Raw genomic sequence first — 12,948 nt, 5'->3', positions numbered from 1 at the left:
TTGACGTCTTGACTACAAAGAAGAAAAGCATGAAGCAACCTGCACCCCACTTACTCTCTGAATTTCAATGGGGCGGTCTGACCGCAAAGAACCGCGTGGTGATGTCGCCCATGACCCGCGGGCGTGCGGGTGCGACCATGACGGCAAACTCGATGATGGCTCAGTACTACGCACAACGTGCTTCGGCAGGCGTCATCATCACCGAGGGAACCTTTGTCTCCCAAGAAGCCGTCGGGTGGAATCATGCACCAGGAATATGGACGGATCAACAAGGTGACGCTTGGAAACAAGTCGTCCACGCCGTGCATGAAAAAGAAGGAACACCAATCTTCTTGCAACTTTGGCACACGGGACGCGCTTCTCACAGTGATTTTCACAATGGATCATTGCCCGTTGCTCCATCGCCGATTCGTCACGAAGGCGACGCCATCCATACGCCGTCGGGCCACAAGAAACCACACGAGATCCCGCGTGCATTGAAAACCGATGAAATTCCACGGTTGGTCGAGGATTATCGAAAGGCGGCAGAGCGAGCAAAATTCGCCGGGTTCGACGGAGTCGAGATCCACTCTGCCAATGGGTACCTGCTGGATGAATTTCTGCAGTCCAAAACCAATCATCGAACCGACCAGTATGGCGGCAGTGTTGAGAATCGCTTCCGATTGCTGCGAGAAATCCTCGATGCGTGCCAAAAGGTATTTGATGCCTCTCGTATCGGTGTCCGCATTTCGCCCAACGGTTCATTCAACGATATGGGCTCGCCTGACTTTCGCGAAACGTTCTTGTACGCAGCCGAACAGCTGAACAAGGTGCCGCTTGCTTGGCTCGATGTCTTGGATGGTCTCGCGTTTGGCTTCCACGAGCTCGGAGAGCCGATCACGCTGTCTGACATCCGGGGAGTCTACCGTGGACGTTTGATGGCCAACTGTGGATATGATCGAGAGCAAGCAGAAAAGGTGATCAAAGACGGTCTAGCAGACTTCGTTGCTTTTGGCAGACCTTACCTCAGCAATCCCGATTTAGTCGAACGATTCGCGAATGGCTGGGAGCTGAATGATGTTGCGCCGCAACGCGTTTGGTACTCACGCGGCGCTCAGGGCTACATCGATTTCCCGACCTATCGCGAAAGCGGCCCGAAAGGCGTCAGCACGTCACGCTAAACGTTCGTCGATAGCCTGGGCTGTCAAAAGGTTGGCATCGACACTGTTATTTTTGTCAATGTTTTTGTTCCAAGTGTCACCTCCCCCAAGGAAGAGGTCGTGCAGTTTTTTAGTAGTTGAAAAATGACACTTCTCGCTGATCGCCAGCACTGGTTCCCAGGCTCCTGCCTGGGAACCCAATGACTAGCAGGCTCCTGCCTGCCGATCTGCTAACAATTTCTACGCCACGCTGATTTTCGCGAGGCAGAGCCTCCATGGCAGTGCGTTCCCAGGCGTGAGCGTGGGAACGAGCGTTCGGGGGCTCGCGCGCCGGTTGAACGCACCCACACGGTTTGCTCCTCGAACTGCCCCCTCCCGGATCTTGCTTCGCTCGATCCGACCTCCCTCAGCTGCGGAGACTGCTGATTTAGTGAGCCGCAAGGCGCTAGCCCGGATTATTCACCCAACTCACTGCGGTTTTCGCAATGCGTTTGCACAAAACGGTTTGCGCGTATTGGTACGAAAACAGTCTGCGCATATGAGCCGCCACGCGATAGCGTCCGGTTCTCACGCCTATACTCGGGAACCAGACGCTATCGCGTGCCGGCTGATGAATAATCCGGGCTAGCCGCGGGCCTAATGGTGTTGACGGAACCCTTCGAAGCCCGTGGCTAGCGCCATCGGCTCACAGACACAATGCAACACGACTAAATCAGCAGTCTCCTGCGCCGGTGGAGGTGCCACGCATGACACCTCCACCAAGGAACTTGGGGGAGGTCGAGCTTAGCCGTTTAGGCGAATGCGAGGGAGGGGGCCGGTCTGCACAAGAAAACGTTTCACATTGGCAATACGTTTACCAGCGCACGCTTTCGACTTGGAAAGTCGAGCGACATTGTCGTTCGACTCTCAGAGTCGAAAACGAACACCACTATGCGCCCCACTCTTGGCCGACACACAACACTCAGACGAGCAAAAGTGCGCATCCGACGGTCATTCAATCGCCATCACGGTCGAAAACGCGTTGCGGCGTTGGGTAGCGTCATTCGCTCAGGTACGTTGAGCGACTGCGGATCAAATGCGACACAAAACAACGGGTTTGCTGTTTTATGCAAGAATGTCTGTGACAAACAGCGTTGAGCTGTGTGTTGTTGGTAGGAGAAACATTTTGCAAGGTCCAGAAACACGATTGTCGCTGCTGGCCAGCTTGAACGATCCCTCTGCGTCGGACGCATGGGCCGAGTTCGATGGCTTGTACAGGCCGCTGGTCTACCGCGTCGCTCGCGGTAAAGGCCTCCAGCATGCAGATGCCGAAGATCTCGCGCAGCAGGTGCTCGCCGTCGTCAACGGAGCCATCGACTCTTTTGACCCCGATGCCGACGGCTCCTTTCGCGGCTGGCTGTTCACCATCACCCGTAATCTGGTGGTGAATCACCTGACCCGCGGCCCGCACTCGCGAAAGCACGGGCCGATCGGCAGCGGTGATAGCAAAGTCCAGCAGATGCTGATGCAGCACCCCAGCGACGAGAGCCACACGGCCACCCTGTTCCAACTGGAGTATCGACGTGGCCGGTTCCAGCAAGCCGCTCGCAAACTCAAATCACAGTTCAACGAGGAGACATGGCAAGCGTTCTGGCGAACCAGCGTTGATGGCCAATCGATCAGCGATGTCGCCGAGCAACTCGCCAGAACGCCCGGAGCAATCCGGATGGCGAGATGCCGCGTGTTGGCAAGGATTCGCGGCGAAGTACAAACCATGAACGAAGGGGAATGAGATGATCGCACGAAAACACTGCGACGATACAACGCTCAGCCGACTTCTCTTTGACGGACTCGGCGATGACGAAGCCGCTGTGACCCAACATGTCGAGTTCTGCGAAACTTGCCAATCACGGTTGGAAGCCCTGTCCACCAGCGGGATGACTTGGGACGAAGTCTCAGAGATGTTGACGGGCGAGTACGACGTCGCGAACGATGCAATTGTTGGCGGCGTCGAAGCGGATGGGATCGATGCAGGAGACGAGCAGCCATCGCGTATGTATTTGCCCGATCGATTTCTGCAGCCGTCGGAGCACCCCGATTCACTCGGCCGATTCGCACGCTATGAGATCATGCAGCTGCTCGGTCGCGGCGGCATGGGCATCGTCATGCGAGGCTACGACACTTCGCTCAATCGCCATTCCGCGATCAAAGTGCTCGCGCCAGAACTCGCCTGCAGCGCTGCGGCCCGAAAACGATTCTCACGAGAGGCAAAGAGCGCCGCGGCGGTCGTTCACCCACATGTGGTGCCGATCCAAACCGTCGATGAACACGACGGCATGCCGTATTTGGTGATGCCGGTGGTGGAGGGACAAAGCGTGGAAGTGCGTGTGCGGGAATCCGGGCCGCTGACTGTCATCGAAACCGTTCGGATCGCTGCTCAAGTCGCTGACGGACTTTCGGCCGCACACGAGCAAGGCCTCGTGCACCGAGACATCAAACCCGCCAACGTGCTGTTGGAAAACGGCGTCGAGCGCGTTCAGATCACCGACTTTGGTTTGGCACGAGCCATCGATGACGCGTCGATGACCCGCAGCGGCGTGATCGCGGGGACACCGCAATACATGTCGCCCGAGCAAGCTCACGGAGACCCGATCGACCATCGCAGTGATCTGTTCAGTTTGGGCAGCCTGATCTACTTCATGCTCGCGGGACGCTCTCCGTTTCGCGCCGAAACGACGATGGGCGTGTTGAACCGGATCGTCAACGATCAACCGCGCAGCATTCGCGCGGTGAACGCGGACGTGCCGCAATGGCTGGATCAGATTGTGACGAAGCTGTTGGCGAAATCACCAAACGATCGATTTCAAACGGCCGGCGAAGTCGCGGAGTTGCTGCAACGCTGGCACGCGCACTTGCAACAGCCCAATGCGGTGCCACAGCCCGAGTGGAGTGATGACGCACGGGCAGATCAGCCGGCAACCAGTGCTGATGGCGAACAGCGTCGTCCACGGAGTTCATTCTTCATCGGGCTGACTGCCATCGGCCTAGCGACATTCGGGATCTGCACTTGGGCAGCGATCACGATCTACATCGAATCCGGCAAGACGATCATTGTGGTTGAACCCGACGACACGCCTGATGGAACCGCCAACGTTCGTCAAATTCCCGGCGTCGCCAATGATCCCGCTCAAGGTGGCCCCATTCTTAGTGAACACAGCGAAAGTGAACACAGTCACGACGAGCACGCCCAAGCGGCGGCGACCACGGTGGCGAACAAGAATCAGTATCTCGTGTGGGAAGCCGACGAGACGGTTCGCTTGACAGACTGGTTTGCAAAAACACTTCGCATCCACACCGACAGTTTCACTCTCTCGCGAGTGGATGACTTGCTGACCGAAACTTGGCGAAAGTACATCGACGCGGAACGTGAACACACGGACTATTCAGTGACCGACGATGGTCACTTGAAAGCAACGATTCGTCCGTTCCCCGAGATCCAGCTTCAGCTCGACAACGAGTTTTGGGTGCGTTTGGATGAGCTCGTCGACGGTCGATCCCGGGCCAACCTGCATGCCCTGTCGACCCAACGCGGTGACGGAAACGGGGACGATGCCTGGCCAATGACTGCCGGAGGACGCTCCAAAGCCTTTCCGTCGGTGCTCGGTTGGCACAAAAGCAATCCGCCTGTCGTCGTTGAGATCTGGCAGAAAGGACAGTGGTTTCACTATCGGGTGATTTCGCGCTACGGGACAAGTCACGATGGCGAATCCCTGCCGCCGGAGTTGCAACACTATTGGAAACTCGGCAACGAAGCATTGAACGCTACTTCCGACAACACGGCATCCACCGATTCCAAGCTCAATCCGCTCTCCATCACACGCGAGTCCAGCCCGACAATCGAGTCAGCCACGGTCCCTCTGGAACAGCTTGAAGCGCTGACGGATGCAGAACGTGAGTCACTGCTGAACTGGAACTGGCCCAGCGAATCCGACCTTTCTCCCGCAGAGATCAGCTCTGCCGTCCAACAATTGTCACAAGAAATCGATGCCATCACGGAGTCAAACGAATGAAACGAGTCATCATGATGGCCCTTTGTTGCGGCCTGTTCGCTCAACTGTGCCACGCCCAATCACCGGCCGAGCACGCGACCAACATCGAATCCAATCATAACAGCATCGCGGAACTGCAGAAACAAATCGCGGAGCTTGAAGAAAAAACGAACAAGCTCAGCGTCCAAATCCTGTTGTGCCATTCTGATGACACGGTGGATCTCGCGGAAATGGAACGTTTGGTCGGAAAACTCTCCGAAACCGTAAAGGCCGCCTTTGAGCTACAGACCCAACTGCAGTTGGCCCAACTTGCCGAAGCGGAAACGAAGATCGCGAAGAGCCGGCGGCGGGTCCAAGCAAGACGGGGACTTGGCGAACAAATCGTTGCTATTCGGATCAAGTCGATTCTGGATGTCCCGAAACCCTTTCGTACTCCTGAGACGCTCATTAGTGAATGGGAGCGAGTGTTACAGGCCAAAGACTACGAGGCCTACGTGCAATTGCTGACCGATGACGGTGCCGAGTTGTTTGCCGGCATGATGATGCAATCCATGTCCATGATGAGAACGATGTTAGGGCTGATGGAAGCCACCCAACAACCAATGGATGACAGCCAACAAATTCGATCGATTGTGGAAACGATGAACCGGTTCATGCGTCCCAATCCGCCACCCGAAGCCGTCGCTGCCATGAGTACCTTGAGCAGCATGACACCGCCATTCCTGGTCACACTCGGAGCAACTCGACCGGATGGTCAGCCGTTGCAACCCCCGAAATTCTCCGCAGAGGAGTACATGACACTGCTGCGAAAATCCAGTGGCATGTTGACCGACACGCGGCAATTCAGTTCCGTCATGTTGTCGGCAGCCAGTGCGATGGAAGATGAGAGTACGCCCAAGTTAAACGTGGACTCCGATTGGTCGATCAAGATTGTTGGCACCGAAGCGGTCGCGACTCAGAAAGCCCGCCCGATCCACCTGACGGTTTGTGCCACCGATACGATTAAACTCAAAGTCGAAAATGGACGCTGGAAAATCAGTCTCTTTGCGTCGGAATCAGACCTGATGAAATTTGCCGCGGGTCCTAGCCTGAACCCCACATCAAGTTCCTCACCACCCGCACCGGTATTGCCGCCTGCTGGTCCATCGGCCGCCTATCCGCCATCACCGTACCCGATGGATATGCCTCAAGCCTCATCGCCGAGCTTTGACGGACCATCATCACCAATCCAATTGGCTCCGCCGCAACCGACTCGCAACTGGAGTGACTTTCTGGACGAGGTTCCGGAGACCGGTACCGCGATGGTGATGTTCAATGACGGATCAGAAAACAGCAAGCGAATGCTGCCGGTCGCACAAGCGGTTGCGGAGTCGGCCAATGTTTCGTTGATAGAGCTTGAACAATCGGCTTGGTCGCGAATCATCGCGCCGCCGGCAACGCATTTTGTATTGATGAAAGACCGGCAGGTGGTTGGTACACGAACAGGACTATTGACCGAGTCTCGTTTGGCGGCGTTCGTCGACACGGCCGCTGATTGGCTCACTCCGCATTGCAGCGGAACCGATCCGTCCTCGCTGGTGCGTTTTGATTGCTACATCAATCCTGGGAAAGACAACATCGGCAGCCAGCAGGGAGGCGTCTATGTGTTGACGGGGGTCGTTGTCGCTCAACACGCGGATGAAACGCTGGTGATGGGACCTGATTCCATCGCCCAATACATGGACGATGGCTACGCGTGCTTGATCGCCAGCCGCGATGACACAGGCAAACGGACCCACTATCCCTTTGACGTGCTCAGTTCGGGACCGGTCGAAGTGGTGGAGAGTGGCGGCAAAGTGGATTGCAAGACAGCGATTTACCTCGTGAAAGGATTGCCAAAGTTGCCGGTGGTCCGTTTGGCGCCGACGGAGAAAGAAATCTCGGCCGGGGATCGGGTATTGACGGGTTCCTGCAACGTCGAGCCCCATCTACCCCCGCTGCGATACCACACACCTAAAACATTTTGGCAATCGCAAGTCGTCGTGTCTGTTGGACAAAATCGATACGGTGCGATCAACGGGCCGAATTGTTTGGAAATCGAATGCCCCACCACACCCGCGCCGATCGGATACACGTTCAATGGACAAGGAGAGTTGATCGGCAGCTATGCCCTAGGCGTACCGTCAGAAAAGGACCGCACTTTCACGGCATTCCTCCCCAACACAACACGGTCCGTCATCGCATCAGCCATCCCCAAGCTCGACAACAAAGCCCTGCAAAACGCCATCCAAACAACACTCGGCAACCCCTAACGTAGGTCAGCCTTTCCAGGCTGACCTACCGCCAAGTACGCCAGGCTTTCCAGCCTGACCTACCCCCCAAGTACGTCCCCCACCGTTTGACCCGCAGCCAAAGGCGCAGGAGGAATACGTCCCCCACCGTTTGACCCGCAGCCAAAGGCGCAGGAGGAATCGACAGTCCCGAAGCGACGACTGCCTAGCCCGGATGATTCATCAGCCGGCACGCGATAGCGTCCGGTTCCCGATTACAGGCGTCAGAACCGGACGCTATCGCGTGCCGGCTGATCTGCGCAGACTGTTTTCGTGCGAATCCGCGTAAACCGTTTCGTGCAAACTTATTGCGAAGACTGTAGGGAGTCGAGTGAATAATCCGGCCTAAAGCCTTGGGCGTGAGCCCAAGGAACCATCGATCAACTCAAACGGCGTTGATTTGCAAATCACGCCGAAGGCGTTCAACAACAAAGCCCGGGGTCGCGCAGCGCACCCCGGGGACCGCAATCAGCACGATCCATCAACGCCAACGGTGTTGAACAAATTGTGGCAGTAAGTCTCGGACGACCGCCGGTATGAATTCATCGCACGCCAACGATCTGGAAGATCGAGCGACGTTCCACGTCGAAAGCCGGCGGAACCGTTTCGCCCGCCAATGCAAACGGTTGTTCCATGCGAAATCCGTTTGCCATGCATTTCGTGTCTCGGAGAGACACGGCTACGTGTTTGACCCGCAGCCGAAGGCGCAGGAGGAATTCCGGATGATTCATCAGCCGGCACGCGATAGCGTCCGGTTCCCGCTTACAGGCGTGAGAACCGGACGCTATCGCGTGGCGGCTGATCTGCGCAGACTGTTTTCGTGCCAATCCGCGTAGACCGTTTCGTGCAAACGTATTGCGAAGACCGTGGGGAGTCGAGTGAATAATCCGGCCTAAAGCCTTGGGCGTGAGCCCAGGGAAACGTCGACCAACTCAAACGGCGTTGATTTGCAAATCACGCCGAAGGCGTTCAACAACAAAGCCCGGGGTCGCGCAGCGCACCCCGGGGACCGCAATCAGCACGATCCATCAACGCCAACGGTGTTGAACAAATTGTGGCAGTAAGTCTCGGACGACCGCCGGTCGGAATGCATCGCACGCCAACGATCTGGAAGATCGAGCGACGTTCCACGTCGAAAGCCGGCGGAACTGTTTCGCCCACCAATGCAAACGGTTGTTCCATGCGAAATCCGTTTGCCATGCATTTCGTGTCTCGGAGAGACACGGCTACGTGTTTGACCCGCAGCCGAAGGCGCAGGAGGAATTCCGGATGATTCATCAGCCGGCACGCGATAGCGTCCGGTTCCCGATTACAGGTGTGAGAACCGGACGCTCTCTATCGTGTGGCGGCTGATCTGGGCAGACTGTTTTCGTGCCAATCCGCGTAGACCGTTTCGTGCAAACTTATTGCGAAGACCGTGGGGAGTCGAGTGAATAATCCGGCCTAAAGCCTTGGGCGTGAGCCCAAGGAACCATCGATCAACTCAAACGGCGTTGATTTACATATCACGCCGAAGGCGTTCAACAACAAAGCCCGGGGTCGCGCAGCGCACCCCGGGGACCGCAATCAGCACGATCCATCAACGCCAACGGTGTTGAACAAATTGTGGCAGTAAGTCTCGGACGATAGCCGGTCGGAATGCATCGCACGCTATCGATCTGGAAGATCGAGCGACGTTCCACGTCGAAAGCCGGCGGAACCGTTTCGCCCGCCAATGCAAACGGTTGTTCCATGCGAAATCCGTTTGCCATGCATTTCGTGTCTCGGAGAGACACGGCTACGTGTTTCACCGTCCGATCAGCACCCCGGGGTCCAGCGTCGCTTGGATCGTGCTCCAGATCTTGAGAATGACGACGACTGCGATCGCCGCGCTCAGACAAAACGCGGCACCCATGATCAACCAATACTTCGTCGTCTGCTTGCGTTTGATTTGAACCATTCGTCGCGTCACATCGGTCACGAACACGTCCGCTTCGAAGTCCATGCCGGGGCGTGGTGATGGCGACGTACCGCTTTTCATCGGTACCGCGGTGCCCGAGTCCGCTTGGCGACGATGTCGGTGGGATGTGACCACCGTGTCGGTTGACACGCCATCCACGAGATGGTCCGACGAAGTGGTTTTGCTCGCCAGATCGGCTTTCGTCGCGAGCATTTCAGGCGTCTTCACCGGCTCGACCAAGTCCACGGAATCTTCGTCGGAATCACGCTCGGATGAAGCGGAACGAGTCGCAGGAAATGGCACGGTCACGTCATCATCCAGACCGATGTAGACGTCCCCCAAACTTGCATACTGGCCGGACGCGATCGGCTGCGCGATGGTTTCGCCCGATGCGGATGGATGTGTCACCGGGCAGAGCGGCAGATACCAAAGTGACTGAGAGTCGGCGATCAAGGCACCGTGGCAGACTTGCATGCCAACATCGCGAAGTCTCAGCACGCTTGGGTGATCCGCACCAATGACCGTGACCGGTCGATGCAGATTCAGCGTCACGCGTTTTCGCTGGGTCGCCATCTGCAGCTGTGGGAAAACGCGTTCTGCGGACGTTTTTCGCATGCCAGACTCCGGGTCAAAGTCCACGCTGACACTGTAGCCGCCCAAATGAAGTGGCTCACCTGGTCGCAACTTTCCCCACTCGGGGAACGAGATCGGAGCGACCGGCCAAGCTTCGACATGTCGTCCGTAGGCGCACAGTAGATACGCCACGTCGGGCAAACGGGTATTCTCCAGCGTGACCTCGCATCCCGGATGTGACCCCACACGCGCGTAGGGCTGAGTCAACTCGAATCGGCTTTCCAGCCCGTCCTTTTGGACCACGATCGACCATCGAGGCGCATCCCACAAAATGGCGGTTGTCGTCGTGCTCGTTCGTTTTTTTCGTCGTGTCACGGGGCAATTATTGGCAATCGATCTTCTGCGAACGTCAGTCGAACCCGGATGATAACGAAGTGGAAGAATGCATCATAACCAAGATTCACGATGATGCCCCCGGGAGTGAATCACGCAGTCTACCATCGGCAAGCCATTTCATCATCCGTCATCACAATGAGTCCAGTAATGGGATTCGCCAGAATTCCCCCCCCAAGTACGTCAGGCTTTCCAGCCTGACCTACCCCAAGTACGTCAGGCTTTCTAGCCTGACCTACCCCAATCAAATGTCAGCCTGGAAAGGCTGACGTACAAACTCCATCATGGGATCCCGCGAACGATTGTCGGCCCCATCAAACGCGTCAACCAAACAGGCAGCTTCTGCCAGATCTTGATCAACCTCTGATTCCCCGCGTTGTCGGGTCGCATCGCTTCGACCGATCCTTTGCGGACATAGTACTGCCAAACGGCCGGATCCGGCTCCGCGCCCCATTGTGCCTTGAACTTGTACGTCCCGCTGCCGACGCTGCTGCGTCCGAAGTCAAACTGGGTGCTCCCACGCTCGATCGCACGCCTGAGCAGATGTCGATACATCCACATGTTGGCACCGGTGTGGTTTTGCGACCGCAAGCAACTGGCGCTGGGGACCTCGGTCACACCGCCGGCGTGCACCAGCAAAGCCGCAGCCTGCGGCTGTCCATCTCCGCGAACGACGCACAGCTCGGCATCCCCCTCAAAACCATCCAACACACTGGCGAACAATCGACGAGAAAAAACCGGGGTGCCCAAATCTCGCATGTTGATGGCAAAGACGTGATAGAACTCATTGAGCAACTCCTTGCCGCCCCAGGCAACCGAGTGATCAAACTGATCCGCCTTGCGAACTTGGCTTCGAAGCTTGGACTTGAACGACGCGTCGAGTTCCTCGTCGGTGGCCGGCAGTGGCAACCGCATGTGCACCTTCTCGGTCTTGCGAAAATTCAACCGAGGATGTTCCACCGGCACCTCGTGCCGCAGCTCCAGGTACTTCACATCCAATTTATCCGCCAGATCACAAGCACGATCGACCAACAGAGACGCCACCTGCTCATCTCGCGCCCAAACTCCACCGGTATTGATGTACGGTAACGAAACCAAAAACCGTCCAAAGATCGGCCCCTTGACCAACACCACCGTCAGCACCCCAACGACATCACTGGCATCACGAACGGTGATCACGAACCCTGTATGCGACAGTCCCCGACAGATGGCAGGAGCCCAAGCAGGATGATGAGCGGCCAGCTTCGGGAAGTCACATTCGCCGGAGACCTGAGTAGGCGATTGGCCATCCAGTTCACGAACATCAACAGAAAGATTGTTCACCGAAATCAAGCCAACGAAACAGGGAGTGTGTGAGAGACTACTGATCTAGTGAGCCGCAAGGCGCTAGCCGCGGGCCAAATGCTACTGCCCCAACCCTTTGAGTCCCGTGGGAAGCGCCATCGGTTCACGGTGAAATCGTAACAGGAATAAATTAGCCGTCTCTGTGAGTGGGGGATGATCAACAAAAAAAGCGAGGCAGGTCAAACAACCTGCCTCGCCAAAGTGTTCTAAGAGTCAATCAAGAAGATCAACTAAGCAGCAGCGGATTCCGAACGTCGACGACGAACAAACCCAACCCCAGCCAAGCAACCCAAAACAGCAAGCATCGAGCTAGGCTCTGGCACGGGGTTCAACTGAGCCAAAATCGAGCCGCCCAGCGACTTGGTTCCAGCGGTGGTGACTCCATTGATTGCTGCAATATTGCCGACGCTGTTGTTGTTTCCAAAAACCAAATCGTTTCCGCCAGCGACATCAAAGAAACCGAGGCCAGTTGGCAAGCTAGCTGGCTGGGCTGTAAGTGCTGCCTGGAAGAAAAAATCTAAGTCTGAGCCGTTTTGCAAGGCTCCATAGCCGATTTCTCCACTTGGCGATGTAATGTCGAGCAAAGCTTCAAGAGTTACCGCAGATGAGTTAATACCAGCCAGACCTGCAGTCGCAAAGTCAACCGAAGTACTCGTAAGCAACGCAGCAAATGCTCCAGTTGGTCCTACTCCCGCAACGTTCGAAAGCAGCGTTCCAAGGTTACCCTCGGCCTGCAGAAAACCCGATGTGGACGGTCCGAAATTTGTGGCCGTTTTCACGTCAGCCGAAAACAAAACAGCTACGTAGCCACCAGATCCAAGCGGGCCGGTCGACGAGGGGATGTTACTGCCGACTGAGGCAAAAGAGAGAATACCGATCAAGTCGTCGCCTGCTGTCGTAATCCCCGCATTGGCCAATGTAGCGGTGCCTGATACACCGGTTCGAACGAAATCGATCTGAGCATCGAATTCGCCACCATCGAGAACGCGACCGAGTGTTGGCAACAAAGATGCTGCATTCACAGGCGCGGCAACGGCCGCGACGAGCAATACAAAAAGGATTCTAAAGTTTGTCATGTGTAGAGACTTTGTAAAAAATGGTTTTCTGTTTCCGAAATAAACGTCAGCGATCAAGCGCAACGTCGAGGAACCATTTCAAGATATTTTGGGATCCTAATTGGCTTCACCTTTTCCTCAAACTTGTGCAGCCAAACCACCTCTAAG

The 12,948-nt window shown here is 56.3% G+C and carries 7 protein-coding genes; 4 read left to right on the top strand and 3 right to left on the bottom strand.

All coding sequences use genetic code 11. From position 1 onward, the window contains the following. The first annotated feature begins 29 nt into the window (after positions 1–29). From Pla52nx_RS14970 to Pla52nx_RS14955, 4 genes are all read left to right on the top strand, one after another. Positions 30–1,160: an alkene reductase gene (locus tag Pla52nx_RS14970; protein ID WP_146521738.1), complete on the top strand. Its 1,131-nt coding sequence runs from the start codon at positions 30–32 to the stop codon at positions 1,158–1,160. Between the two features lie 1,144 nt (positions 1,161–2,304). Beyond that, the gene (locus tag Pla52nx_RS14965; protein WP_231742206.1) at positions 2,305–2,910 is read left to right on the top strand and encodes a sigma-70 family RNA polymerase sigma factor; all 606 of its coding nucleotides are present in this window, start codon (positions 2,305–2,307) and stop codon (positions 2,908–2,910) included. A 1-nt stretch (position 2,911) separates the two neighbouring features. After that, positions 2,912–5,188 (top strand): serine/threonine-protein kinase, encoded by a 2,277-nt coding sequence (locus Pla52nx_RS14960; protein ID WP_146521737.1) that lies wholly within the window; start codon positions 2,912–2,914, stop codon positions 5,186–5,188. After that, entirely contained in the window at positions 5,185–7,458 is a 2,274-nt protein-coding gene (locus Pla52nx_RS14955; RefSeq protein WP_146521736.1) for a hypothetical protein, read from the top strand. Before Pla52nx_RS14960 ends, Pla52nx_RS14955 begins: the two co-directional genes overlap by 4 nt. Positions 7,459–9,262: 1,804 nt before the next feature. On the opposite strand, the gene Pla52nx_RS14950 is transcribed toward Pla52nx_RS14955, so the two are convergent. From Pla52nx_RS14950 to Pla52nx_RS14940, 3 genes are all read right to left on the bottom strand, one after another. Beyond that, on the bottom strand, positions 9,263–10,363 hold the full coding sequence (locus Pla52nx_RS14950) for a hypothetical protein (protein ID WP_146521735.1): 1,101 nt from the start codon (positions 10,361–10,363) through the stop codon (positions 9,263–9,265). A 300-nt stretch (positions 10,364–10,663) separates the two neighbouring features. Next, entirely contained in the window at positions 10,664–11,704 is a 1,041-nt protein-coding gene (locus Pla52nx_RS14945; RefSeq protein WP_231742204.1) for a FemAB family XrtA/PEP-CTERM system-associated protein, read from the bottom strand. Positions 11,705–11,955: 251 nt separating this feature from the next. Further along, on the bottom strand, positions 11,956–12,858 hold the full coding sequence (locus tag Pla52nx_RS14940; RefSeq protein WP_146521734.1) for a PEP-CTERM sorting domain-containing protein: 903 nt from the start codon (positions 12,856–12,858) through the stop codon (positions 11,956–11,958). Between the last annotated feature and the right edge of the window lie 90 nt (positions 12,859–12,948).

Origin of the sequence: Stieleria varia (genome assembly GCF_038443385.1) — a bacterium.
GTDB lineage: Bacteria > Planctomycetota > Planctomycetia > Pirellulales > Pirellulaceae > Stieleria > Stieleria varia.
The sequence above is the reverse complement of the archived record's forward strand: the minus strand, read 5'-3'. Positions and strand labels throughout refer to the sequence as shown.

What these genes read in the sequence shown, in the direction of transcription:
- Pla52nx_RS14960 (WP_146521737.1), top strand. Translation starts at nt 2,912, where the DNA reads ATGATCGCACGAAAACACTGCGACGATACAACGCTCAGCCGACTTCTC.
- Pla52nx_RS14970 (WP_146521738.1), top strand. Translation starts at nt 30, where the DNA reads ATGAAGCAACCTGCACCCCACTTACTCTCTGAATTTCAATGGGGCGGT.
- Pla52nx_RS14955 (WP_146521736.1), top strand. Translation starts at nt 5,185, where the DNA reads ATGAAACGAGTCATCATGATGGCCCTTTGTTGCGGCCTGTTCGCTCAA.